The sequence below is a fragment of the Arthrobacter sp. EpRS71 genome (assembly GCF_001512285.1).
GTDB lineage: Bacteria > Actinomycetota > Actinomycetes > Actinomycetales > Micrococcaceae > Arthrobacter.
This window is the reverse complement of record NZ_LNUV01000003.1, coordinates 736,807-761,009: the sequence shown is the minus strand read 5'-3', so window position 1 is coordinate 761,009 and position 24,203 is coordinate 736,807. Positions and strand designations below refer to the sequence as shown.

General features: G+C 62.1%; 21 protein-coding genes, 1 pseudogene and 1 riboswitch. Of the genes and pseudogenes, 11 read left to right on the top strand and 11 right to left on the bottom strand.

The window, feature by feature from the left end:
- The first annotated feature begins 300 nt into the window (after positions 1-300).
- On the top strand, positions 301-2,022 hold the full coding sequence (locus AR689_RS06260) for a DEAD/DEAH box helicase (protein ID WP_062068139.1): 1,722 nt from the start codon (positions 301-303) through the stop codon (positions 2,020-2,022).
- Positions 2,023-2,164: 142 nt separating this feature from the next.
- On the opposite strand, the gene AR689_RS06255 is transcribed toward AR689_RS06260, so the two are convergent.
- The 5 genes from AR689_RS06255 to AR689_RS06235 form a co-directional block, all read right to left on the bottom strand.
- Positions 2,165-2,815 (bottom strand): MBL fold metallo-hydrolase, encoded by a 651-nt coding sequence (locus AR689_RS06255; RefSeq protein ID WP_062068137.1) that lies wholly within the window; start codon positions 2,813-2,815, stop codon positions 2,165-2,167.
- Between the two features lie 4 nt (positions 2,816-2,819).
- Positions 2,820-3,824: an aldo/keto reductase gene (locus tag AR689_RS06250; protein ID WP_062068655.1), complete on the bottom strand. Its 1,005-nt coding sequence runs from the start codon at positions 3,822-3,824 to the stop codon at positions 2,820-2,822.
- A gap of 232 nt (positions 3,825-4,056) precedes the next feature.
- A complete protein-coding gene (locus AR689_RS06245; RefSeq protein WP_062068135.1) occupies positions 4,057-4,440 on the bottom strand; it encodes a DMT family transporter in 384 nt (127 codons plus the stop codon).
- Between the two features lie 2 nt (positions 4,441-4,442).
- A complete protein-coding gene (locus tag AR689_RS06240) occupies positions 4,443-4,757 on the bottom strand; it encodes a DMT family transporter (RefSeq protein WP_062068133.1) in 315 nt (104 codons plus the stop codon).
- 10 nt (positions 4,758-4,767) lie between these two features.
- Positions 4,768-4,833, bottom strand: a riboswitch (guanidine-III (ykkC-III) riboswitch).
- A gap of 57 nt (positions 4,834-4,890) precedes the next feature.
- Entirely contained in the window at positions 4,891-5,538 is a 648-nt protein-coding gene (locus tag AR689_RS06235; protein ID WP_062068132.1) for a HutD/Ves family protein, read from the bottom strand.
- Between the two features lie 97 nt (positions 5,539-5,635).
- Here AR689_RS06235 and AR689_RS06230 point away from each other — a divergent pair, with 97 nt between their 5' ends.
- Entirely contained in the window at positions 5,636-6,232 is a 597-nt protein-coding gene (locus tag AR689_RS06230; protein WP_062068131.1) for a phosphoribosylanthranilate isomerase, read from the top strand.
- A gap of 364 nt (positions 6,233-6,596) precedes the next feature.
- Positions 6,597-7,676, top strand: a pseudogene (locus AR689_RS06225) (IS110 family RNA-guided transposase).
- A 1,080-nt stretch (positions 7,677-8,756) separates the two neighbouring features.
- Here AR689_RS06225 and AR689_RS06220 read toward each other — a convergent pair.
- On the bottom strand, positions 8,757-9,488 hold the full coding sequence (locus AR689_RS06220) for an HpcH/HpaI aldolase family protein (protein ID WP_062068130.1): 732 nt from the start codon (positions 9,486-9,488) through the stop codon (positions 8,757-8,759).
- A gap of 48 nt (positions 9,489-9,536) precedes the next feature.
- Positions 9,537-10,688 carry an aminotransferase-like domain-containing protein gene (locus AR689_RS06215; RefSeq protein ID WP_231745449.1) on the bottom strand — a complete coding sequence of 384 codons (1,152 nt, stop codon included), beginning with the start codon at positions 10,686-10,688 and terminating at the stop codon, positions 9,537-9,539.
- A gap of 354 nt (positions 10,689-11,042) precedes the next feature.
- Between AR689_RS06215 and AR689_RS06210 the strand changes: the two genes are divergently transcribed.
- Entirely contained in the window at positions 11,043-12,539 is a 1,497-nt protein-coding gene (locus AR689_RS06210; protein WP_231745448.1) for an amino acid permease, read from the top strand.
- A gap of 135 nt (positions 12,540-12,674) precedes the next feature.
- Complete coding sequence (locus AR689_RS06205) at positions 12,675-13,214, top strand: Lrp/AsnC family transcriptional regulator (RefSeq protein WP_062068125.1); 540 nt, start codon at positions 12,675-12,677, stop codon at positions 13,212-13,214.
- A 399-nt stretch (positions 13,215-13,613) separates the two neighbouring features.
- Here the strand turns inward: AR689_RS06205 and AR689_RS06200 are convergent, their stop codons facing one another.
- Entirely contained in the window at positions 13,614-14,621 is a 1,008-nt protein-coding gene (locus AR689_RS06200; protein WP_062068123.1) for a LacI family DNA-binding transcriptional regulator, read from the bottom strand.
- Between the two features lie 218 nt (positions 14,622-14,839).
- Between AR689_RS06200 and AR689_RS06195 the strand changes: the two genes are divergently transcribed.
- The 6 genes from AR689_RS06195 (at position 14,840) to AR689_RS06170 (ending at position 20,826) form a co-directional block, all read left to right on the top strand.
- A complete protein-coding gene (locus AR689_RS06195; protein ID WP_197412812.1) occupies positions 14,840-16,219 on the top strand; it encodes an ABC transporter substrate-binding protein in 1,380 nt (459 codons plus the stop codon).
- A gap of 11 nt (positions 16,220-16,230) precedes the next feature.
- Entirely contained in the window at positions 16,231-17,190 is a 960-nt protein-coding gene (locus AR689_RS06190) for a carbohydrate ABC transporter permease (protein WP_062068121.1), read from the top strand.
- Complete coding sequence (locus tag AR689_RS06185; RefSeq protein WP_082697818.1) at positions 17,190-18,122, top strand: carbohydrate ABC transporter permease; 933 nt, start codon at positions 17,190-17,192, stop codon at positions 18,120-18,122. Before AR689_RS06190 ends, AR689_RS06185 begins: the two co-directional genes overlap by 1 nt.
- Positions 18,119-19,492 (top strand): class-II fumarase/aspartase family protein, encoded by a 1,374-nt coding sequence (locus AR689_RS06180; RefSeq protein ID WP_062068119.1) that lies wholly within the window; start codon positions 18,119-18,121, stop codon positions 19,490-19,492. Before AR689_RS06185 ends, AR689_RS06180 begins: the two co-directional genes overlap by 4 nt.
- Before the next feature lie 297 nt (positions 19,493-19,789).
- Complete coding sequence (locus AR689_RS06175; RefSeq protein ID WP_062068117.1) at positions 19,790-20,242, top strand: SRPBCC family protein; 453 nt, start codon at positions 19,790-19,792, stop codon at positions 20,240-20,242.
- A gap of 182 nt (positions 20,243-20,424) precedes the next feature.
- Positions 20,425-20,826 (top strand): YccF domain-containing protein, encoded by a 402-nt coding sequence (locus AR689_RS06170; RefSeq protein ID WP_062068115.1) that lies wholly within the window; start codon positions 20,425-20,427, stop codon positions 20,824-20,826.
- 12 nt (positions 20,827-20,838) lie between these two features.
- Here the strand turns inward: AR689_RS06170 and AR689_RS06165 are convergent, their stop codons facing one another.
- From AR689_RS06165 to AR689_RS06155, 3 genes are read right to left on the bottom strand one after another with little or no spacing between them, the layout of a single operon-like run.
- Positions 20,839-22,500 carry a sialidase family protein gene (locus AR689_RS06165; protein ID WP_062068113.1) on the bottom strand — a complete coding sequence of 554 codons (1,662 nt, stop codon included), beginning with the start codon at positions 22,498-22,500 and terminating at the stop codon, positions 20,839-20,841.
- 54 nt (positions 22,501-22,554) lie between these two features.
- Positions 22,555-23,319, bottom strand: coding sequence for a 2-phosphosulfolactate phosphatase (locus AR689_RS06160; protein WP_062068111.1), 765 nt, complete (start codon positions 23,317-23,319; stop codon positions 22,555-22,557).
- Positions 23,316-24,185, bottom strand: coding sequence for a DUF4031 domain-containing protein (locus tag AR689_RS06155; protein WP_062068649.1), 870 nt, complete (start codon positions 24,183-24,185; stop codon positions 23,316-23,318). The genes AR689_RS06160 and AR689_RS06155 overlap by 4 nt, the downstream gene beginning before the upstream one ends.
- Positions 24,186-24,203: the final 18 nt, after the last annotated feature.

Genomic DNA, 24,203 nt, shown 5'->3' with positions numbered 1-24,203 from the left:
TGGGTGCCCGCAACGGGACCTTGACCTGCCCCGATGCGGGCCCTCGCCCGGATACTGCTAGGATGGAATCACTTGATGTGCAGTGACGCCCTGAAGCAGGTGGCCTGACAGGCTACGCGACAGGGCAGTTTTCATGTGAGAGGCACATCCTGCGTCGATGAACGCGTTCTATTTGGTCCCGGCCACCGCTGATGAAGCGAATCGGTAGACCACCTGACTTTTCCTCGGCGAACCCCTGGCCCAACCGGCGTCGGGGGCCGATGTCCGCACCTGGACACCGCCCGAAAGACATCTAAGTACATGACTACTTTTGCTGCCCTTGGCACGCCCAAGCCCATTGCTGAATCCCTCGCCGCAGATGGCATCGAAGAGGCATTCCCCATCCAGGTCAAGACCCTCCCGGACACGCTCGCAGGCCGCGACGTCCTGGGCCGTGGCCGCACCGGTTCCGGCAAGACCATCGCCTTCGCCATCCCGCTCGTGGCCCGCTTGGCCGAGCGCGAAGCAAAGCACTTCCGCAAGCCCGGCCGCCCCATGGGCCTGGTCCTTGCACCGACGCGTGAACTGGCAACCCAGATCAACGCCACCATCGAGCCGCTGGCCAAGGCCATGGGCCTGAACACCACGGTCATCTACGGCGGCATCTCCCAGGCACGCCAGGAAAAGGCGCTGCGCGCCGGCGTCGACATCGTCATCGCCTGCCCGGGCCGCCTCGAAGACCTGATCCGCCAGCGCATCCTGACCCTCGAAGCCGTTGAGGTCACCGTGCTGGACGAGGCTGACCACATGGCCGACCTCGGCTTCCTCCCGGTAGTCAAGAAGCTCATGGACATGACCCCCACCCAGGGTCAGCGCCTGCTCTTCTCCGCCACGCTGGACAACGGTGTTGACAAGCTGGTCAACCGTTACCTGTCCAACCCGTTGACGCACTCCGTGGACGATCCCCAGGCCGCTGTCACCACCATGGAACACCACGTCCTGGTGGTCAACGACCAGACCGTCAAGAAGCAGCTCATTGTTGAACTGGCCTCCGGCGCCGGCCGCCGCGTCCTCTTCATGAGGACCAAGCACCACGCCCGCAAGCTCGCAAAGACCCTCACGGATGCCGGCATCCCCGCCGTCGACCTTCACGGCAACCTGTCGCAGAACGCCCGCGACCGCAACCTTGCCGAGTTCTCCAACGGTGACGTCCGCGTCCTGGTGGCCACCGACGTCGCAGCCCGCGGCGTGCACGTTGACGACGTTGAACTCGTCATCCACGTGGACCCGCCCACAGAGCACAAGGCATACCTGCACCGCTCCGGCCGTACGGCCCGCGCAGGTTCCGATGGCACCGTGGTTACTCTGACGCTCCCCGAGCAGCAGAGCGACGTCAAGAAGCTCATGAAGGCTGCCGGCGTTGATGTTTCCTTCGAGCGGGTCACGGCCAACTCCCCGTTGGTTGCCGAGCTCGTTGGCGACATCGCGGACAAGGTTGATCCCCGCACCCGTGCGGCCCTACTCGCTGCGAAAACCCAGCAGGGTGGCGGCACCTCCACCGGCGCCAACGCCCAGCGCAAGCGCGCCCGCCGCTCCACCCAGGCGGCGCCCACCGCTGGTGGTCGTGGGGGTCGCAACGGACGCGGCAAGGTTGGGGCTGAGCCGGTTCGCACGGACACCAATCGTGCAGATCGCCGCGCAGCAATGAACGACGACGTCGCCCGCAGCCCCCGCGGTCGCGGCAAGGCCGGCGCTACTCACCGGAATGACGTTCCCGGCTCCCAGGGCCAGAACGGCCGCAGCGGACGTCCGGCTACCGGCCAGCGCTCAGCTTCGGCTCCGCGCACGGCATCCACCACGAGCACCCGTACCGGCGGAAACAAGGCCGTTTGGTCTTCCGCAACGGGCGCTACGTCCGGCGGATCCTATGGTTCAGGTGCTTCCGGCAACTCCGGTCGCGGTGGCTCGGGCGCGGGTCGTCCGGCACGCAGCGGTCCGCGTCGTGCATCGGCTCCGGCCTCGAACGAGCGTCGCGGCCGCTAGGTCTCGCGTTGTGAGGCCCGCTCTGCGCGCTATTCCTTGGGTTTGGGACGCAGAGCAGGCCCCGCAACTTCAGGCGGCATCGTTGTGAGGCCCGCTCTGCGCGCTATTCCTAGGGTTTAGGACGCAGAGCAGGCCCCGCAAGTCACCAGCCTCGGGCGCGCCACTCTTCAAGGTGTGGCCGCTCGGCGCCGAGGGTGGTGGGTAATCCATGGCCCGGGTGCACCAGGGTTTCATCCGGATAGGCATCGAACAGTCGCTCCTGCACGTCGTTCAACAGAGAAGTGAAACGTGCGGAATCGTTCTGTGTGTTGCCGACGCCGCCCGGAAACAACGAGTCGCCACTGAAAATGTGGGCCGGCCCGTCCGGATCCTGGTACACGAAAGCGATCGAGCCCGGGGTATGTCCGCGCAAGTGGACTGCCGTGAGCTCAACATCGTCAAACCGCTCAACGTCGCCGTGACCAAGGCGAACATCCACCGGGACCGGCAACGCGTCGGCGTCGTCCGCTCCAGCAGAAGTAGCCGCACCCGTGGCGGCCACCAACTCCTCCAGCGCACGGACGTGGTCCCAGTGCTGGTGGGTGGTGGCAATCCTGGCGAGTTTCGGCGTCACGGCAGTATCCGCGGCGGCGTCCTCCAGGAGTTGCTGAATGGCCGGAAGGTCGTCGGCAGCGTCGATCAACACCTGCGTACCCGTGGACTTGGAAGTCAACAGATACACGTTGTTGTTCATCTCGCTGACAGAAATGCTGCGGATAGTGACGTCACGCAGTGAGTGAATAAGTGAATCCATTCGTTCAGCCTACGTTGTTGGCTTCGCGGCCCTGCGACACCCAGTTGGGGTCGGCAGAGCGTGAACCCACGACGGCGGCAGCGGCTTGGTCAAGCATCTCAAGGTGTGCTGTCCCCAGTTGCAGGGACAGTGCCCCCAGGTTCTCGTCGATCCGGTGCGTCTTACGCGTGCCGGGGATGGGGACCACAGAAATCCCGAGGCGCTGACCTTGGGCGAACAGCCAAGCCAGGGCTACCTGGGCCGGAGTTGCATCCAGCCCGCTGGCTACCTCGCGAACCGCAGCCACCACGGCTTGGTTCGCATCAAGTGCCTCGTCACCAAAACGGGGGATCTTATGGCGGAAATCGTTCTCGCCGAGGTCGCCCGCGCTGACGGTTCCCGTAAGGAAGCCACGGCCCAGCGGCGAATACGGCACAAACCCGACGCCAAGTTCCTTGGCTGCAGGAACAACGTTGAGCTCAACATCCCTGCTCCAGATTGACCATTCACTCTGGACCGCGGCAATGGGATGGACAGCGTTGGCCTGCCTGAGCTCCTCGGCTGTCACCTCAGACAGTCCCAGGTGCCGGACCTTGCCCTCACGGACCAGCTCCGCCATGGCCTCCACGGTTTCCACTATCGGAACGCGGAGGTCACGGCGGTGCATGTAGTAGAGGTCAATGACGTCAGTATCCAGGCGGCGGAGGCTCGCTTCCACCGCTTGCCTGACGTAGGGTGCATCCCCGCGGACTCCCGTGTATCCGTCCGCGGGGTTGCCCTCAATTCCAAACTTTGTTGCTACTTGGATCTCGTCGCGCCGGTCCCTCAAGAGCCTGCTCACGAGTTCCTCGTTACTGCCCGCGCCATACACATCCGCGGTGTCGATGAACGTGATCCCCGCATCCACCGCGTGCCTCAGCGTTTTGAGCCCTTCTTCAGGGTCGATTCCGCCATAAACCGGGGTTAGTGCCATTCCGCCGAAACCGAGCGGACTTACAGTGAGGCCATCGCCGAGCTGAACTGCCGTCATGAACTTCTCCAATACGCGTAGGTGTTCCAGAGTGCCCTTTGATGGCGTGAACTCCACGGACGCTAAGGGTATTCCTGCGGGGTCCGAGTCCTGCGCACCTCCTTGCCCGGCGCACCTCCTTGCCCGGCGCACCTCCTTGCCCGGCCATTTCGGGGGTTCCCTGCTAGAAGTGCCGGGCGCGCGGCACGGTGTGCAGGGAACCCCCGAAATGGAGGGCCGGGGGGAGTGCTTGCTACTCGGCCTTGGCTACGGGCTTCTCGGCGGGCAGGGCCTTCAAACCGGCAGCACAGCCCACGATTCCCGCGATGAACAGGAGCTTCAACGGACTCGCGGATTCCACACCCGTGATCATGGCCCAACCAACGGTCAGCGCAGCTCCGATACCAACCCACACCGCGTAGGCAGTGCCGAGGGGGATTCGTTTCACAGCGATACCCAGGCCGAGCATGCTCAGCACGGCAGTGATGGCAAAAACCACGGTGGGCATGAGTTGCGTAAAGCCGTTGGACAAGCCCAGGGCCGTGGCCCACACGGCTTCCAGCAGCGCTGACGCCAGGAGGATGATCCAGTAGATGCCGTTGCCGGTGTTCTTGGTGTTTCCAGTGTTCTTAGTCATGGCTATGCCACCACCTTCAGGCCGATGACGCATGCCCCGATGCCCGCAAGCAGAAGCAGCCGGGCCGTCGTCGCACGTTCAACTTTGGTAACCATGGCGTAGGTGGCTGTCAGTACCACGCCGACACCAACCCACACTGCATAGGCCGTGCCGGTGGGAATGGATTGCATCGCAATGGCGAGTCCGGCCATGCTGGCCACGACAGATACGAGGAAGACAATTGTGGGGACGGGTTTACGGAAGCCCTTGGAGCGATGGAGAGCTGCGGCCCAGACGGCTTCGAGTGCCCCGGAGAGAATGAGAATTAACCACGACATGACTTTTTCCTTTGGCCAGTCTTGTCGCATGCCGGGTACTGAACCGTCGTCCGGAGGTTCCAGAGGGGAACCTTCATTTCAGGCTAGCAACTCCGGTGCGGGGTGGCCACCTCTGGTGGTTAACGTCACCAGCTCAGGCGTGCGACGGGTCCACATGATCGATCGAGATTACTGCGACGAAGCCCCGGCCTGAGATCTCCGGGCTGCGGGTATCCGAGCCAACCACGGCGTCGTAGCGGGACAGCTCGACAGGTTCGCCGACGCTGGGTGCCGGGCCGTCGCCGTCGGACCCTTCCTCCACAGCGGCTGGTTCCTCCACAACGGCCCCGGGCGCAACCGTTGCTTTACCCTCAAGCAGGATGGCCAGCTGGCCCTCGAAGACCGGGTGCGCGCGTTTCTTGGAGATCTCAACGATGGACGTGTAGCCCTTGAAAGCGCCGGTGCGTGCGATGACGTTCAAATCCCGGATATCACCGGTGGGGAGGGCGGCCGACGACGCTGCCTCGCCTGAGAAACGGAATGGACGGTACTTCTCCAACGGATGCTCCGAGCCGTCCACCGTGAGGAGCAGCAGTTCGCCGTCGATGATGGTGATGACCCGCTCCATGCCCGGAAACACAGAAAACTCCCCGGCCTTGGAAACGTCCGCGATGCTGACGCGCCAATCCCAGGCGCCGTCCTGTGCGGAGGCGGCCTTCGGATGGCTGGCGAGTTCGCGCGTCACCCCGCCCCCGTTGCGCCACGGTTCGGGACGGACATCGGCAAAGCGGATAATCTCCATTCGACCAGCCTAGTGGTGGACGCCGCTTCTGCGTTGGCAATGCGGCTTGCTAACGTCATATGTGGAAAACGTTCTGATGACGGCTGGAGGCACGGGAATGTTTGTCAAAGTGTGTGGTTTGAGCACGCCCGAGTCCGTGCGTGAAGCGGTGGACGCCGGTGCGGACGCGGTTGGTTTCGTTCTCACCGCCAGCCCCCGCGAAGTCAGCCCGGACCAGGTGCGAATTTTGTTGCCGCTGGTGCCTGACGGGGTTCATGCCGTGGGTGTTTTCCGGCACGAGGAGGCCGTTGATGCAGTGGCTACGGCACGCGCCGCCGGCCTGGACTGGGTGCAACTGCACGGTCACCGGACTGCCGACGACGTCACAACAGTGCACGACGCCGGGATGCGCCTCATCCGGGCCGTCACCATGAGTGCCTCGCAGGATGAGTTCGCTGATCTGGGCGAGGACATGTTCTTGATCGATGCCGCTGTTCCCGGCTCAGGGGAGTCGTGGGACTACGCTTCCGTGCGCGAGAAAGAACTTGATGGGCGGGAGTGGCTCCTTGCTGGAGGGCTCGAATCCGGCAACGTGGCTTTCGCCGCAACGGCGGCTGGCGCCTGGGGAGTGGACGTATCTTCCGGCGTCGAGGAATCCCGCGGTGTGAAGGACCTGGCCAAGATCCGCGCTTTCGTCGAGGCCGCTAAAGCCTGAGGTCACTTATCGTGTCAGCAGGGCCCATGAGGCTCGCTCAAAAACACGATTTACATCAACGCACCACTGTGAGTCTTGACAGTGGCTGGTCTGGGACTGGCTGGCAGGATGGGTGCAGGCCGTTCCGCCTCATGGATGTGACTCACCGCACAACTGACCCGCATGGTGTCTTCAAGTAGATTTGTCGGTCCATTAGGGTGGTCCAGCCGGCACCTGTCCGGCCCACCTCGGTAGCTTGATCAGAAGACTGTCCACCCCCTTTGCGGGGCGTGACCCATCACAGTGCTGTTCCTTGGTGACCTGAACCCGGACTGGTATCGGCCAGCGACGGCCATAACCATGTCCGTGAAGAGGAAAGGTACCAATGACCGCCATGTCTATCGTCGCGCATAGCCATCCGTTTGCCGTCGGTGTCGACACACACGCCCGCAACCACGTCTACTCGATCCTCGCCGCGAATACCGGCGCCTTGCTGGAATCCCGGGATTTCCCCGCCAAGGGGGCCGGGATCAACCGGGCAATCGTCTGGGTCGCTCGCCGCACCGATGGTAGTGCCGATACTCTCTGGGTGATCGAGGGTGCCGAGTCCTACGGGGCGATCCTGGCCGGCGCCGTAGCCAGCCACGGCTTCCCTGTGGCCGAGGCACCGCGCATGGATGCCAGACAGCGCCGTGGAGTGTGCAGGACCGACGCCCTGGACGCCCACCAGATCGCCATCTCCACCCTGCCCCTGCCGGTGGACAAGCTGCGCCGCCCCCGCCTGCATCACGGGATCCGCCAAGGCGTGAGGATTCTGGTGACGGCACGGGAATCCATGAGCAAGGACCGCACCCGGTCGGTCAATGCGCTCAACGCCCTGGTGCGGAGCAATGATCTGGGCATCGACGGGCGGAGGAAGCTCACCAGCACCCAGATCGCTGAGGTCTCAAAGTGGCGGTCCCGAGAGGAAGAGCTCTCCTTGACGATCGCCCGCACAGAGGCCGTGCGACTGGCCAAACACATCCTTGCCCTCGATGAGCAGCTCACGGCCAACGAGAACCAACTCGATGAATTGATCAAGGTCAGTGACGCCGCACCCTTGCTGGAGGAAACAGGGTTCGCAGCGATAAGCGCCGCGAAGTGCCTCGCTGCATAGTCACACGAGGGAAGAGTCCGTTACGAGGCGGCATTCGCCTCCCTGTCCGGGGTGAATCCCATACCCGCATCATCCGGGAACACGTTCAGCCACCGACTGAACAGGGGCGGAGACGGGTCCCTGAACAGTGCCCTGCACATGGTCGCGGTCACCGAAATGGCCCATGACGCCAAAACCCGCGAGTATGCGGAGAAACGACGCGCCCAAGGGCGAACCAACAAAGAAATACGCCGCTGCATCAAGCGCTACCTCGCCCGCCATATCTACCGCACGCTCAACAGCTCAGCAACGGCAGCACAAACGCCTTGACAGACGTAGAAGAACCGACGAAGACCTGTGGAATGAGTGCATCACGGGCAATCCTGACGCATTCGGGGTCTTATCTGAACGACACACGGACAGTCTCTGACCAGCCGTGCCTTCGAGATGTCTGTGCTCTGTGGGTCGTATCTATGTGGGTCGTATCTATGTGGGTCATATCTATGTGGTGATAGGGGTTTCCTGGAAATAGTGATTGTCGGCTGGTCGAGGGTGCCGCGAGAATCACGGCGCATCGCTGCCGGCGTGCTCAGATGAGGTCCTCATACAGTCGCAGCCGGGTCATCCGGTACGCGTTGGGGCCGGGTAGTTGGCGTGGTTCGACCCATATTTCGTAGCCGTCTGCTGAATCATAGATTCGTCGTGGTTCACACGCGCTTGCCTGGATCCAGACGGCAGAGGCGTCAGACGTTACGTCCCCGACGATACCGATTCGGACTGTGGACCCGCCCCGCCGGATCTCGACCTCAGCGCCGATAAGACGGTGCCATTCGGTATGACGTTGTTTAGTCATGGTTTCCCGGGCGGTTCTGGGGGTGGTTGCTAATTTCGTTGGGAGGTAGGCCGGTCGGGCGAATTGGCCTGCGTTCATTCCTATCCAGCTCTCTCGATGTTTAGCGGCGATGCGCGTTTTGCCGGTGCCGCCACCGGGCCCTGCTTCGAGGGTTCGGGCTTCCCTTCGAGGGCCGGTTTGATACTGGCTCTGGGCGGCGTAACGATGGTTTGCTGTTCGTTTTTTCGGATCAGGGTTCTGCTTTTCATTGGAGTTCTCCTGCTCTTGCTGATGGTGGTTCAGCCAAAATGCTGGGGCAGTGGGTGGGGTGTTTAGCCTGTTGGTGGGCGTCGGTGGAATCTGTGCTCCGGTTCGAGGGCCTGCAGCAGGATCCAAGAAACTGCGAAACCGTCAGCGGCGGGCATGATGTCACCTCGCTGAACGTATTGGAAGGGCGCCGGGTGGTGTGCTGGCCGCCACCACCCACTGGCCGGGGCGTGTTGCCCGGTCGCAGCGCGGAGGGACCCTGCCTTCGTTTCGGGATTGCCTGTTTCCATCAGCTGTTCTTTCGTGGCTCGTTAGTAGGCCGTTTTGACCGTTTGGGCGTGGTTTTGAAGGGCGTTCCGGGCGCCGCTGGCTAGGAGGGCGGTGTCGCTGTCGGCCACTGCCCAGTCGTATCCCATGGCCTCGAATGCCGCAGCCTTTTCGGCGGAACCAGCGTAGGCCCCGACCTCTAGGCCGCGGCCCCGGCATGCGTCCGCGATTCTCTTGAGCGGCGATTCTGGATCACTGAGCAAGGCGTCAACGCTGGTTCCCAGATCCAGGGCAAGATCGAAGGGGCCGACGAATATGGAGTCGATCCCGGGGGTGTCGATGATCGAGTCGAGATTGGCCAGGCCTTGCCGCGTTTCGATCATGGCGGCGAGCCGGATCTTGCTGTTGGCCTCTTGCGGATCGGGAACGCTGGACCCGGACAGTGCCGTCAGCGGACCCCAGCTACGCCCTCCCAAGGGCGGGTAACGTCCTGCGAACGTGACGGCCGCTGCCTGCTCGGCATTGTTGATCATTGGAACGATGATTTCTCTGGCACCCGCGTCCAGTGCGAATCCGATATTTGAGTAGCTGGCGTTCCGCAGGCGGACTGCGAAGTGTTCTGTGGGTTGGCTGGCTATTGCGGCGAGAACTTTTGCCTCATCCCATAGGCCGTGCTGCATGTCCAGGCAGTGCCAGTTGTAACCGAGTGTCGCGGTTGTGGAGACGATCTGGCTGGACCCAAGGAAGTGCCAGAGCCTGTGTGTGGTTGTGGTCATGGATTTCTCTCTCCGCTGGTGGGGTGAAGCGTGCGGGCTAACGGGCAGTTATTTCGCAATGGCTCGCAGTCCAAGTTCGGCCCGGTGGAAGGATTCTCCTAGTCTGGTCAGCCCATGCACCAGGTCATCGGGGTTCTTTCCCGCGTAGCTGAGGCGGGCATGGTTGGGTTCAGGGAGCACAGAATAGAAAGGCGCTCCCGGGACGTAGGCCACTCGGTCTTCGGGGATGGCATGCTCGGCCAGATGTTTGCCGGCGTCGAATCCTTTCGGGAACGTCAGCCAGATGAAGAGTCCGCCATCGGGTTTGCTGAAGTCGATGGTGTCCGGGAACGTGTGCTGAATAGTTTCCAGCGCCAGGTCCCGCTGGGTCTTGTGGATCTGCACAGAACGTCGCGTGTGGGCTGTCAGGTCGTACTCGTCCAGGAAAGCGGAGGCAACGGACATGTTCAGTGTGCTGCATTGGGTATCGGCCGCAAGTTTGAGCAACGCGAGTTTCCTGAGAATCTCCGCGGGAGCTATCACCCATCCGAGCCGCAGGGCGGGCGCCAACATCTTGGAGAAGCTTCCCAGATGGATCACCCTCCCGGTGGTGTCGAGACTCTTGAGTGACGGCAGAGAAGATCCGTCATAGCGCAATGTCCGGTAGGGGGTGTCTTCGAGGATCAGGATGTCGTGGATCTGGGCAAGTTCGAGGAGCCTTCGCCGCCGCTCCAAGGACATTGTCACCCCTGTGGGGTTCTGGAAATCAGGAACGGTATAAATGAACTTTGCCCCGGGATTGCTTATGAGGACGCGTTCCAAATCGTCGGTGTTCACTCCGTCCTCATCGAGTTCAGCAACCGCGTATCGGGGTTGGTAGGGGGCAAAGGCGACCAGAGCGCCGATAAAGGTCGGGTTCTCGGTGACGATGAGATCCCCAGGGTCGATCATCAGCTTGGCAACCAGGTCCAGCCCCTGTTGGGCGCCTTGGAGGACAAGCACATCATCTGCCGCGCACTGAATACCGTCTATGCCCATCAGATCAGCGATGTGTGAGCGGAGAGATGGAAGGCCTTCAGAGGCGGAGTATTGCAGCGCAACTTTGGCATGTGAGGCCATCTGCTCGCTGAGGATTTCGGCGAAAGCCTCCGATGGGAACGACTCCGGGTCCGGGAAGCCTCCCCCGAAGGAAATGATTTCCGGATCTGCGGCGAGGCTCATCAAATCCCTGATGGCGGACGGATGTACCCCGTTCATGCGCTGGGCGAAGCTTCTAGCCATTGTCTTCTCTCTGAACTATCGGCGAGCCCCTGACCAGCCATCCACACGGACTACAACGGACCGAAGGTGAATAGTTAGGTAAAGTAGGCTCTCTACCTTTGATTGTAAGTCAAATCACAAAATCTCTTGCTTCATCAAAGGCTAGCGGGTACTTTTGCTTCATGTCAACGAGATCCTAGTGGGGAATGGAGCTCTGAGACCGGCAGCCTCGAATCCCCCATCGCGGGAGGGGCCGTCGCACTGTCATCACAAAAAGAACCGTCCGCCGCGCCTCATCAAACTCCAGGAGTCCCATTGGAAGCACAACTACAACCACCCGCCACTCCGCCGAAAGTTCCCCAGGAAGGGGACAACGGCGGGTATAAAAAGGTACTGAAGTCCCGCCAAATCCAAATGATGGCCCTCGGCAGCGCCATCGGCAGTGGGCTCTTCATGGGTACGGGAGGCCGCCTGGCCTCCGTGGGGCCGTCCCTCTTCATCGCCTTCGTCGTCTGCGGCATCTTTTCCTTCTTCGTCGTGCGCGCCCTGGGCGAGCTGATCGCACACCGCCCCACGTCGGGGTCCTATATCTCTTACGCCAGGGAGTTCCTGGGCGAACGGGCAGCGTTCACCGCGGGTTGGCTCTACTTCCTCATGTGGGCTACTGCCGCCATCGCAGACATCACCGCCGTTGCCCTGTACGCCCATTTCTGGTCAGCGTTCACCTCGGTTCCGCAATGGGCACTGGCATTGATTGCCCTCACCGTGGTGCTCCTGCTAAACCTTCTCTCCGTGAAGATCTTCGGAGAACTGGAGTACTGGTTTGCTCTGATCAAGGTCGCCACGCTGTCCGTTTTCCTGATCGTGGGTGCTGTGGTTCTTGCAGCGGCGTGGCCGCTGCGGACGGAAGGCGGCACCGTAACCCCCGGGATCCACCTGTGGGCTGACAACGGCGGACTCTTCCCCAGTGGGGTTCTAGCCACGGTCCTTGTGATCCAAGGCGTGATCTTCGCGTTCTCCGGAACGGAACTCATCGGCACAGCCGCCGGCGAAGCCAAGGACCCGGCCAAGACCATGCCCAAAGCCATCCGATCGGTCATCTACCGCATCGCGCTGTTCTACATCGGCTCCGTCCTTCTGCTGACCCTCCTCCTCCCCTTCACGGCCTACAAGGCCGGCCAGAGCCCCTTCGTGACGTTCTTCGCCAGCCTAGGAGACGGCCAGTTCGGAATGATCGCCGGCTCCGCGATGAACTTCGTTGTCCTCACGGCAGCACTCTCTTCACTCAACGCGGGGCTCTATTCCACAGGCAGGATCCTGCGCAACATGTCGTTGGCAGGCACGGCGCCCAAGTTCACCGCAAAAATGAACAGCGCCGGCGTCCCGTACGGAGGAATCCTCCTAACCAGTGCCTTCGCGATTCTGGGAGTAATCCTCAACCTGGTGGTTCCTAGCCAGGCATTCGAGATAATGCTCAATCTCGCCGCCATCGGCGTCGTCTCGGCTTGGGGCACCATCCTTCTATGCCAAATCCAACTGCAGCGCTGGTCGAAGCGAGGACTTGCCAAGCGCCCCGCGTTCCGGCTTCCCGGCGCCCCGTTCACCGCCTACATATCCCTGGCCTTCTACCTCGCGGTGTTCGTCCTCATGGCCTTTGACTTCCCCACCGGCACCCTCACAGTGGGAACCTTCGTGATCTTGGGCATCCCTCTGCTTATTTTCGGCTGGTACGCCTGCCGCGCACGGGTACAGGAGATCGCCGCCAAAGCCAGCACAGCAGGAAATCGCTCAGGAGTTGACAGAGACGCCTAACCCATCCCACAACTCGTAACTGTCCAGGTTGGGCCTCCAACGATCACTACACAACGGGTGGCCCAACCTGCCCTCCCCGAATCGCCGCTACACTGACTCGTGCAGACCACAAGGTCACCGCCAAGGAGGAAAAACATGAATGAAGGACCCCTTCAGGGACTGGCGGACAGGCTTAACGAAACAGCCGACACCGTGGAGCTTGATGCGGTAGACGTCCAACTTCTTAAAGCCCTCGCACAGGACAGCAGGGCCAGCCTCAAGAGTCTGGCCCAAAGCGTGGGACTTTCCTCTCCGTCAATATCAGAACGGATCACCCGACTGACCAGCCTCGGTGTCATCAAAAGATTCAGTGTCGACATCGACTGGGCAAGGATCGGCTACACCGTTTCCAGCTACGTCTCCATCAGCGTCAAATCAGGCTTCGACCGCGACCAAGTCTTTCGTCGTCTCCTCGACCTGCCCAGCATCGAATCGGTTTCCATCGTCACCGGGGGACGCGACTTTCTCGTCCAAATGAGAACCGCCGGATTCGACGACCTGCGGCGAATCCTCGCCCAAGAATTGTGGACCATCGAAGGTGTCGACAACACAGAGACCCAAATGGCAATTTATTACCAGGACGTCGAAGACTTCGCCGAGCGACGCCTGGGAGAGATCGCCAAACACCACAACTAACACACCACACAACGCCAGACAGACCCGCAGACAGCGAAGACCCTGGCAAGAGCCCTTGCCGTTGACTTCGCTCTCGTAGACTGTGGCACCGCGCCGGTCCTACAGCGGCCACCACGGGCGGTACCGTAAGGTCCGGATGGTCCTGTCCTGTTCCAAGGAAATGGACACTGACGTCACCCCCGGACCAACAGTAATGCTCAGTTACGCGTTGACGCCGCCTGATGTGTCAGGGCTGATCTCCGCACTTGGGGGCCATTTCACGGCTCATGGGTTGATGAATCGCAGTTCAGTTGAACCCAGCCCCCCGATTGTTCCATCAGAACGTTTTCCGAGAGTGAGCGTCCCGGTTCCAACGACGTGGAACACTCTTCCGTCGGCGGGAAGGTAAGAAACGGATCGCTATGGACATCCGCACGATTGGCGCACTGCCAGCTCGGGGATGGTTTTGTCGATGGATTTTGGAGTGCCCGGTTCCTTGATGCGTTCGAGTAGCATGCGGGCGGCCCGTCTTCCGAGCGCCTCGCCTTGGGTGGCCACGCTTGTGAGGGGCGGTTCCCAGAGTGCTGCCCCGCCGATGTTGTCGTAGCCGATGACGCGGGTGTCATTGCCCAAGCCATGGATTCTCAGGGCGCGGTAGAGACCGAACGCGACGCTGTCGCTGTGGCAGATGATGCCGTCCGGCAACGGCCCCGACGCGATGAGCCGTTCGCCCAGTTCAAGTCCACCGGAACCGGAGACCTCACCTGGCATGTCGGTAAGTGCTGAGGCGTCAAACCCGTGGCGGAGGAGTGCTTCCCTTACGCCGTCGGTCCTGTCGGTCCGTGACAGGATGGCAGGCAGACCGCCCAGATAAGCGAGGGTTTCGCATCCGTGGGTTTCGAGCAGATGGGTCGCAGCCAGCCGACCACCGACGACATCATCGGCACCAACATAGGGGGCGTTGACGTCCTTGAGGTAGCGGCTGACCAGGACATGTTCCATTTTCCAGGCCCGAAGCTCATCGATCAGTGCCGCGCTCGTTCCGGTCGCCGGGACCACAGCCAGGCCGGCGACTTGGTGCTCGCGTAGTTTGCGGATGGCGTCGTGTTGGCGTGCCGGGTCGTCCTCAGTGTTGACGAGCAGCGGCAGGTATCCGGAGGCGGTCAGTCCGGTTTCAAGTCCGTGAATGACTTCGCCGAAGAAGGGACTGGCAATATGTGTCACCACGACGCCGATAGTGTTCGCCGTTTGAGTGCGAAGGGACGCGGCCCCGCGGTTATAGACATAGCCCAAGGTACTCATGGCTTCGGAAACCCGTTGCCGGGTCTGCTTGGAAACCCGTCCGGTTTCCCTCAGCACCAACGATGCCGTGGCCCGCGAAACACCGGCATGATCGGCGACGTCTTGCAGTGTTACGGGTCCGGTCACGGACTCCTCCTCGGGGATCTCTGAGCGCAGTATGGAACATTATCCCATGCCAGATGCTAGAACTATGATATATCGATCTAGCGAAAATTCAACACTTACAGCGCAGCACTCGGCTGTGATGGCAGCAGTGTTCATTTATTGCTTGACAGTGACTGTCGCCACATGCTCACATTATTGCTAGATCGATTGATCAACTTTCCAACCCATGGAGACTTCTCATGAACGCAAAGAAGCGGCATATTGCAGCAGCAGTGATCGTTGCGGGAGCCCTTGCCCTTTCAGTTTCGGCCTGCACCGCCGGCTCTGAGCAGCCCGCCGAGAACCAGAAGCTGACGGTTTGGACTCTGGAGCGGCAGCCCGACCGGGTGGAGATCCAGAAGCAGATCGCGGCGGACTACACCAAGAAGTCAGGTGTCGAGGTGGACATCGTCGCCATTGACGAAGCACAGTACAACCAACTGCTGGTCTCCTCGGCGGCATCGGGTGAGTTGCCGGATGTTATCGGCGGCCTGGGCTTACCCGGGGTCGGAGCGTTGCAAGCGAACGATCTGCTCGACGGCGACGCCGCAACAAAGGTCGTCAACGATCTCGGCAAGGAAACTTTTGCATCCCGGTCTCTGGAACTGGCAAGCATCGACGGCAAACAACTGGCCGTCCCTTCCGACTCCTGGGCTTCAGTCTTGGTCTACCGCAAAGACCTCTTCGACAAGGCGGGCCTGAAGGCCCCCGAAACATACGACGACATCATGAAGGCCGCGCAGGCACTCACCGGTGACGGCCGTGTTGGCTTTTCCGGGTTCACCACCAACCAGGAAACCTTCGAGCATCTGGCACTGGGCAACGGCTGCCAACTCGTGGACCAGGACAAGAAGATTGGCCTTGAAAGCCCCGAATGCGTTGAGTCCTTCAGTTTCTACCGCGAACTCATGACCAAGTACTCGGTCCCCGGTGAGCAGGACACCAACACGGCACGGTCCAACTACCTTTCCGGACGATCAGCCATGACCATGTTCTCCTCGTTCATCCTCGACGAGCTGGCCGGCCTGCGGAAAGACATGCTGCCCTCCTGTGCCGAATGTGCCGGCGACACCGGCTACCTTGCCAAGAACACCGGCGTCGTGACCGCCATCAAGGGTCCTAGTGGTGAGTCCGCTGCCCAGTTCGGTTCACAGGTGAACTGGGCCATACCTGTTGAAGCTGCACCCGCAGCATCGGACTTCGTGAAGTACATGATGAGCGAGGGCTACGAGCGCTGGCTCACCTTCGCCCCGGAAGGTAAAGTCCCCGCCCGACAGGGAACCAAGGACAAGCCGACCGCCTACATCGACGCTTGGAAGGCGCTCCCCTCAGGTACGACTACCAAAGCACCGCTCTCGGACTTCTACCCTCAATCCGTCATTGACCAGCTGAGCTCTTCACCCGAGAAGATGACCCTTTGGGCAGTGCCCCAGGGCCAAGGCGCACTTGCTGGTGCCCTGCTGGCAGAGCAACCCGTCGCCAAGGCCATCAACTCCATGGTGACCGGCAGTACTACGGGCCCGGAAGCTGCCAAGAGCGCAGCTGACACGGCACGTACCATCCAGTCCACCCTCAAGTAACGGACAAAACCATGAGTACCACCACCACACTCCGTCGCAAAGGAAGCGTCAGCCGCCGCCAAGCCCGCGCCGGTATCGCCCTTGTCTCACCCAGCGTCATCATCGTCCTGGTCCTGGTCGTCCTGCCGATCCTTTGGACCGTCATGCTCGCCTTCCAGGACGTCCGCCTCATCCAGATCCGCAGAGCCAACCTCTTCGGCAACTACACACTCGACAACTTCATCAATGTCCTGACCTCCGAAGCACTCTGGTCCTCCCTGGGCACAACCCTCACCTACTCGGTGCTCGGCACCGGCGGAGCAATTGTCGTTGGCCTCATGGCAGCACTGGCCCTCCGCAACGCCTTTCGCGGACGCACACTCGTCCGGGCAGCAATGCTGCTTCCCTACGTCTCGCCCGTCGTCGCAGCCGCCTTCGTTTGGAAGACCATGCTCAACCCCCAGTTCGGCGTCGTGAACGCCTGGGGAACCGGTGCACTGGGCTGGGACCAACCCGTTTCCTTCCTGACCACCCGCACGAGCGAGGTTGAGATCCTCGGATTGACTGTCCCTGTGCCGACCGCCCTGTTCACGGTCATCGCCTTTGAAATCTGGCGGACCTTCCCATTCGTGTTCCTCTTCGTAACGGCCCGGCTCCAGGCAGTGCCGAAGTCCATCGAGGAAGCGGCACGCATGGACGGGGCCGTACCAACCCAAATGTTCCGGCACATCCTGTTGCCGCAACTGCTCCCCACCATCGCCGTGCTCAGCGTGCTCCGCTTCATCTGGACGTTCAACAACTTCGACGACGTCTACCTCCTCACCGGAGGCGGCGCCGGCACCGAAGTGGTCAGCGTGGGCGTGTTCAACTACCTGATCGGCCGCGGAGACATCGGCTCCGCCTCAGCCCAGGCACTGGTTCTGGCGGCCATCCTGACAGTGATGGTCCTGATCTACATGAAGTTCGCCGTCAAGGACGAGGAAGTGGCCTGATGACCGTCATGAATGAAACCCCCATACGTCCGAGCACTCCGGCCGCCCGACGGCCGCGGAAACGGCAGTTCTCACGGGACATCGCGGAAACCAAACTCTTCAGGGTCCTCCGGTGGCTCGTGATCATCGGACTGCTGGTGGTGACGGTGTTCCCGTTCTACTACATGATCACTCTCTCCGTGCGGGACATCGGCTCGCTCATTGCCGACCCCGCCCGTATCTGGCCCAACCTCGCAGAGATCAGCTTCGACGCGTACACCAGCGTCCTCGCCTCAGTCGCCGACGGTGGCCAAGGCTTCACCGGCTTCATCATCACCAGTGGGCTGGTCGCTCTGGGAACCGTTGCGCTCACCCTGCTGATCGCCATTCCCGGTGCCTACGCTGTGAGCCGTTTGCAGTTCTTCGGGCGCCGTCAAATCAGCGCTCTGTTCCTCGCCGTGTACCTGTTCCCCAGCATCCTGCTTGCCGTCCCGTTGTTTGTCTTCTTCACGAAGCTGGGGTTACGCGGCGCCATCGGTGTGCTGCTGGTCGTCTACGTGTCCCAGACCATCGCCGTGTCGATCTTTATGCTGCGCAACTACTTCCAGACCATCCCTGAAAGTCTCGAGGAAGCCGCGGCCCTCGACGGTCTTGGCAGGATCGGAACGATGCTCCGTATCAGCCTGCCCCTGGCGGGCCCGGCGATCATGTCCAACGCGCTGTTCGTCTTCATGATCGCCTGGAACGAATTCCTATTCGCGCTGCTGTTCCTCGTCGAAGACCGCGACAAATGGACAGTTTCGCTCGGGTTGGCACAGCTCTCGGGCAGCCTCGAGGTTCCGACTACCGTGCTCATGGCAGGCTCCGTGATCCTCACATTGCCGATCATCATCCTCTTCTTCGGCAGTGAACGACTCCTCAGCGAAGGCCTGACGGCAGGATCGGACAAATGACCGACACGCGCCAGCTCAACTCGGCACCCGGCATGCCGCTCACCAAGACCGCCGCCGACCAGGTCCGGGACCTGTTTACCAAACAAAGCAGACGTCAGCGGTGGCTGGACGTTGAAGCGGCCCTGGCCAAGGCCGAAGCCCGGCTCGGCATCGTCCCGGAGGACGCCGCCCGGACCATCGTGCAGTGCGCCCGCCTGGAGCTCCTGGACGAACCCGAACTCGACGCCCAAGAACGCGTGACAGGCCACGTCATGGTCCCGCTCATCAGGGAACTCTCCCGTGTTACCGGGCCCGAGGCCGGCGGCTGGGTTCACTGGGGCGCCACGACCCAGAACATTCAGCAGACCGGTGACACCGTGGGGATCATCAAGGCACTGGACGTTGTGCAAGCACAGACTGTCCGCGTCATCCGGACACTGGCGGACTTGGCCCGGACCCACGCGGATACCCTCATGGCGGGCCGGACACACTGGCAGCAGGCCGTTCCCATCACCTTCGGCTACAAGGCAGCCTGCTGGTTGGACCCCATGCTCCGGCACCTGACCCGTCTCGATGAGCTCCGTCCCCGCCTGGGCGTTTCCATGACGGGCGGGGCGGCAGGGACGTTCGCCACCTTCGGTGAACTAGGGCCAAAGGTTCAGGAACTCGTGGCCCAGGAACTGGGCCTGGTTCCCATGCCCGTTCCAGGCCGCGGAATCGTGGACCACTTCGCCGAGTTCGTGTCCGTACTGGCCCTGATGGCCGCGACATCAAGCCAGATCGCCGGGGAAGTCTCCCGTCTGATGGCCATCGAGTTCGGAGAGCTCAGCGAAGAAATCCCGCCCGGCGACATCGGAAGCTCCACCATGCCACAGAAACGGAACCCCAAACTCAGTGGCGGGGTCGTCACCAGCGCGGCAATCGTACAAGCGGCCGCTCCCATGGCACTGGAAGCGATGATCCAGTCCCATGAAGTAGACGGTGCCCGCTCCGCCCTGATGGACCATGCCGTCATGACGGCTGCGGTGCACGGCACAGAAACAGTCAGTCTCTTGGGAGAACTCTTGGAGGGGCTGCATGTGTTCCCGGAGAAAATGAAAGACAACCTGGCCCTGACGCACGGTCTCATCTCGGCCGAGGCCATGATGATGAGCCTGGCCGGGTTCGTCGGACGACAGGCAGCACATGACATCGTCCACCATGCGGCCACGGAAGCTGTGACCACGGGCACGGACTTCCTTGAGGTGCTGAGGAAGGACACGCGGATCACCGCAGTGCTCTCCGAAGACGAACTGGGCCAGCTGCTCGACCCGGCCCGCCACGCCGGACTCAGCGCACAGGTGGCCCACGAGACGGCCGCCAGAGCTGAGCGGTTGCTTGTTGGACGATGACACGCAGGCCGGGCAGAGCCATTCCGCCCTGTGCAGTACAGCTAGCTTGGAAGCGGAACACCCTTCATAGGGAAGGGCCGCGTCAGTTACCCGTATCCGGTGGTCTTCCAAGGTCACCAAGGGTGGTCTCCGAAAAGGCTGGGATCCCAAGGCGGTGAAATACGCCCACATCAAGCACTACCTCGCCGCTGTATCCACCGCACGCTCAACGTCTCTGCAACGGCATCCGACGCCTTGACAGGCATAGAAGATTCTACTTGGATATCGAGCATTACCGACACCCCGGGAGTAATAGCAATGAGCACCGAACAGCACACCCTGACCATGAGCCGTGAATTCGATGCTCCGCGCGAGAAGGTTTTTGAAGCCTGGATGGAGCCGGACAAACTCACCCAGTGGTTCGGGCCCGTGGAAGTGGAGGCTCCCCGCGATCAGATCATCGTTGAGCCCCGGGTTGGCGGCGTGTGGCAGGTAGTCATGGTGTGGTCGGATGAGAACGGCGAGCAATCGGCGCCCATCGAGGCCACCATCACCGAGCTCAACAGCCCGGCTCTCTTGGTGGCGCAGGCCAAAGCTGCTCCGGACGCTGATCACGAGTACGAGGAAATGTACCTCGAATTCGAGGACCTCAACGGACGCACCCGGATGAATCTCACCCAGGGGCCGTTTGCGTCCGAGGAGTGGGTGGAGATGACCCGCGACGGCTGGGGTACCTCGTTCGACAAGTTGGACGGCGTCCTGGCTGGCTGAGCCGATGCCCGATGCCCGATGCCCGATGCCCGATGCCCGATGCCCGATGCCCGATGCCCGATGCCCGACGCCCGACGGCGTAGCGCAGCAGTACGCGCGCCACTGGGCGCCGCTGGAAGTCAGGGAAGATTCAGGGCAGACCCCTAGGCTTTTTGTCGTGCCTGCAGGGGAGAATGATGACTATGAAAACGCTCCTTAATATCATCTGGCTGGTCTTCGGCGGATTCTGGCTGGCGCTGGGATACTTTGCAGCCGGCATTATCTGCTGCGTGCTCATCGTGACCATTCCGTGGGGCATCGCTTCGTTCCGAATCGGCGCCTACTGCCTCTGGCCTTTCGGGCAAATGGTGGTTGAGAAGCCGGGTGGTTCCGGGGTGTTTGCGCTCCTGGGCAACGTGATTTGGCTGCTGGTTGCAGGCATCTGGATTGCGATCGGTCACGTGGTCACGGCTGTTGCCATGGCCATCACCATCATCGGAATCCCGCTGGCTATCGCCAACCTGAAACTGATCCCGGTATCGCTGATGCCCCTCGGTAAGCAGATTGTGCCCACCAGCCAGCCGTTCGTCAGCACCTATCGCTAAGAAGCGCCACCTCTAAGACGCAACCACGGCGCCGGTGAGCAGCTCGAACCGGAAGGTGCGCTCCAAACGCACCCTTCCGGCGTCGGCCTCTGCCGTGAAAGTGAGGTTCAGCGTTTTCCGGGCCAGGTCAGTCTCGGTAATGGTGTACGTCGGGGTGAAGTACAGCGCGTACTCGCCGGGCAGTAGGTCCGCTGGCGGGAAACTGTCAGGGTTGTTGTGCGGTCCGAGAAGGACGACGCCGGCAGCCGGCTCGGTGCCACAGTTGCGGATGCGTCCGGTGAAAGCCAGGATGTCCCCGGCCTTGTAGCCGGCGATGATGGGGCCGTAGTTGAGGTCTTGGGCTTCGCGGGTGCCAAGGACCTGGTGACCGGCGTAGCCTTGGCCGATTTCCTTCCAGGTCTGCACATCCCATTCGCCGTCGCTGTTGGCCGGAATCACGTGGTGGTCACCCGCGTTTTGCCATTCTGCGGGCCTGCCCGGAGTGATGGATCGTAATTCCATGTCGAAGACGAGCCCTGAGGTGTCTGAAGAGTCCTGAACCGCTGCGGCTCGGTGAAGCTGCCCCGTCAGCTGCCCGGCAGGGATCGACGCGAACACGATCTCGCGGTACCCCTGACGCTCATACAGCACCCCGATGTTCCCATCCGGAAGCCGCGTAACCGTCGAGTAAGCGGAACTGCCCTCGCACAGCAACAGCTTGGCCGGCCAGGTGGCGCCGTTGTCGGGGGAGAGGCTCAGGACCGTGTTCCGACGCAGATGAGGGTCCTGGTTGTTGCTGGCGATCAGCCACTCCGAGGTCTCAGGTGTCGCGTAGGAATCAACACTGGGAAGGCCGTCGAAGCGCGCCACGGAGCCGTTGTCACTGGGGTCGGGTAGTTCCGGGATGGGCTGTAACGGGCTCCATGTCTGACCGCCGTCTCCGGACACAGCTGACAACCTGCACGGGGTTGCCCGCGAGTGCAGGAGCAGCCGGCCGTCGTCCAAACACACAACCTTGTTTTCGTTGGGCCCAATGCCGGTGGGGCCGGTTCCGATCATGTCTCCGAGGGACCAGGTTTCGCCGTGGTCGTCGCTGTAGGCGGACGCAGCCATGATGGCTCCGTCTGCCAACAGCACATACTGTTGCACCAGCCGGCCCGCAAAAGGGCCAGTGTGTATCTGGACTCCTTGTCCCGCTGCGGCGAACAGGCCGGTGACGGCTCCGTGCTTGAGTTGTCCGGTGAGCCTGCGGTGTTGCCAGGTGTCGCCGTCGTCATCTGAGAAGCTGACGTCTGCATGCTGCACGTCGTCCTCGGGCTCCAATCCGGTGACGGCTTCGAAGAAGCCCGCATGAGTGCCTGCCGCATGGAACATGAAAATCCGCCCGGTTTCCGTGTCAACCAGCAAGCTAGGATCACCGAAGCCGTGGAGCCCCGAGCCCGTGCGCACAAGCTGCTGCGGCTCCCAGGTCAGTCCGTTGTCGTAGCTGCGGCGCAGGAGGAGGTCTATGGGATTGGGGAGGTCGTCCAGGTTGGGCCGGCCATCGTAGGCGGCCAACACGGTGCCCCGCGTACTGACGGCAAGGGCCGGGATGCGGTACTGGCGGTAGCCGCCCACTCCGCGGACAGCCAGGACGTGCTCGACGTCGGGCACGGCCAGCGGGAGTTCAGGGAAAGCTAGGAGGTAGGAGGTCACACCTCTATGCTAGCTTGGCCAGCACTCCTTGGAACTCTCCGCACGGCTGAAGGCCTAAGCGCCTTGGAATGCCCCGTTCCGCAATAAAGCCACCGCATGGCTTGAGTCCAGCTCGGCGGCGATCTGGACGTCATCCGCGTAGCCGGTGTCTATGAGTTCCCGCCCACTGGAGCAACCACGCAATGCCTCGGCCAGCCGCGGTTCGGCGGCAACGAAAGCCGATGCCGCAGCCGCCGACTCCGGGGAGAAATTCTGTCGTCCGGCGGTTGCGAGTCCGGCGATGAATGCCCCCGCACCAAGCTCATCCTCCAACGCCGGGCGGAGAGTGCCTTGAGCCCACTTCTCGCCGGCAGCAATAACCGCAATGACAGCATCTTTAGGCAACGCGGCGAGAACCCAGCCGGCCGTAGCGGCGGCGTTGCGCAGCGAGACGGCCACCACCTGCGGGGCAGATGCGGCAAGGTAATGGCTGATCGCGGAACCATTGGGGGACGGAAGAACCAGCCGGTCCAGAACCGACGCAGCCCGAAGACTCGAGGGGGAGAGGCTCAACCCGTCCGAACCCCGGTGCCCCGCAAGTGAGGCTCCGTGACGAGCGGCGAACTCGCTGGCAGCCGCATCCCGCCAAGGGTACGGATAAACCACCGCACCGCGGTCCATGGCAACGCTGACGCACGTGGTGAATGACAAAACGTCAACCACCACCGCCAGGTCAGCTCCGGGCACCACCGCACGCGCGCCGTCGAGCCCCCATTCGAAGCGGATCGAGTACGGCAGCTGCCGTTGCGGTGCGCCGGGTTTGTCGAGCGCACCGCTCACGCGAGTTCGCCGGTGAGGTTTCGTCGCGCAGCCGTCAACCAGAGTGCCTTGGCGCGTTCGCTGTGGAACAGGGGATCCAGCCTCAGGAGGTCACGTACGACGGCGGCGCGCCCCTTGGCGAAGTCGTCGTCACTGACGTGGGCGTAGTCTTCGCGGACGGCGGCACGATAGCGGGCATAGGACTGCTGGTCACCGCCGAGCACGGAGAGGTCTGCATCGCACAACATGGCACCCGCGTAGTCGCCTGTCTTTGGGCTGTGCGTGGCGGTGAGGCGGACCAAACGTGCCACTTCGGCCACCTCGTGCGGAGCCAAACCAGTGGCTGTTAGCCGGTCCTCTGCCAAACGGGCGGACTCTTCTTCGTCCTGCCCGGCCACTCCTTCATAGACGGCATCGTGAAACCACGCTGCCAGCAGGACGGTTCGGGCAGGCTGGTCAGGTTCGGCCAGCACATCCAAGGCTTCAAGGACTGCCAGGAGATGCGTCCGGTTGTGATACTTCCTGCGGTCCTCTCCCCAGCGCTCGAGGAGTTCAAGACCCAGCTCCTCGTGGCCGGGGTAGGTGCTGTTCCAACGTTCCATCAGAGGTACTGTCAAGGCCTTGCTCCGTTCACGAGCCGGGATGCGCAGTCCGCTGGCGATGAGCTTGCGGACCAGGATGCGGGCCTCCACAGGGATGGCGCCCGCTGAAACGAGGTGGTCGTATCGGCGTTCGGGGACGTCGTAGTGGTCGCCGTCGAAAGCTCGCTCGGGAACTCCGGCGGCGGCCGCGAACGCGTGCAACTCCTCCAGCGACGAGTCTGAGACCAGGTGCGAGAACACGGTTCCGTGCGCTGGCCATAAGGGTGGATCGACGTAGATGGCCATGGCCAAAGTGTACCCATG

What these genes read in the sequence shown, in the direction of transcription:
- AR689_RS06260 (WP_062068139.1), top strand. Translation starts at nt 301, where the DNA reads ATGACTACTTTTGCTGCCCTTGGCACGCCCAAGCCCATTGCTGAATCC.
- AR689_RS06255 (WP_062068137.1), bottom strand. Translation starts at nt 2,815, where the DNA reads ATGGATTCACTTATTCACTCACTGCGTGACGTCACTATCCGCAGCATT.
- AR689_RS06250 (WP_062068655.1), bottom strand. Translation starts at nt 3,824, where the DNA reads ATGACGGCAGTTCAGCTCGGCGATGGCCTCACTGTAAGTCCGCTCGGT.
- AR689_RS06245 (WP_062068135.1), bottom strand. Translation starts at nt 4,440, where the DNA reads ATGACTAAGAACACTGGAAACACCAAGAACACCGGCAACGGCATCTAC.
- AR689_RS06240 (WP_062068133.1), bottom strand. Translation starts at nt 4,757, where the DNA reads ATGTCGTGGTTAATTCTCATTCTCTCCGGGGCACTCGAAGCCGTCTGG.
- AR689_RS06235 (WP_062068132.1), bottom strand. Translation starts at nt 5,538, where the DNA reads ATGGAGATTATCCGCTTTGCCGATGTCCGTCCCGAACCGTGGCGCAAC.
- AR689_RS06230 (WP_062068131.1), top strand. Translation starts at nt 5,636, where the DNA reads ATGTTTGTCAAAGTGTGTGGTTTGAGCACGCCCGAGTCCGTGCGTGAA.
- AR689_RS06220 (WP_062068130.1), bottom strand. Translation starts at nt 9,488, where the DNA reads ATGACCACAACCACACACAGGCTCTGGCACTTCCTTGGGTCCAGCCAG.
- AR689_RS06215 (WP_231745449.1), bottom strand. Translation starts at nt 10,688, where the DNA reads ATGAGCCTCGCCGCAGATCCGGAAATCATTTCCTTCGGGGGAGGCTTC.
- AR689_RS06205 (WP_062068125.1), top strand. Translation starts at nt 12,675, where the DNA reads ATGAATGAAGGACCCCTTCAGGGACTGGCGGACAGGCTTAACGAAACA.
- AR689_RS06195 (WP_197412812.1), top strand. Translation starts at nt 14,840, where the DNA reads ATGAACGCAAAGAAGCGGCATATTGCAGCAGCAGTGATCGTTGCGGGA.
- AR689_RS06190 (WP_062068121.1), top strand. Translation starts at nt 16,231, where the DNA reads ATGAGTACCACCACCACACTCCGTCGCAAAGGAAGCGTCAGCCGCCGC.
- AR689_RS06185 (WP_082697818.1), top strand. Translation starts at nt 17,190, where the DNA reads ATGACCGTCATGAATGAAACCCCCATACGTCCGAGCACTCCGGCCGCC.
- AR689_RS06180 (WP_062068119.1), top strand. Translation starts at nt 18,119, where the DNA reads ATGACCGACACGCGCCAGCTCAACTCGGCACCCGGCATGCCGCTCACC.
- AR689_RS06175 (WP_062068117.1), top strand. Translation starts at nt 19,790, where the DNA reads ATGAGCACCGAACAGCACACCCTGACCATGAGCCGTGAATTCGATGCT.
- AR689_RS06170 (WP_062068115.1), top strand. Translation starts at nt 20,425, where the DNA reads ATGAAAACGCTCCTTAATATCATCTGGCTGGTCTTCGGCGGATTCTGG.
- AR689_RS06155 (WP_062068649.1), bottom strand. Translation starts at nt 24,185, where the DNA reads ATGGCCATCTACGTCGATCCACCCTTATGGCCAGCGCACGGAACCGTG.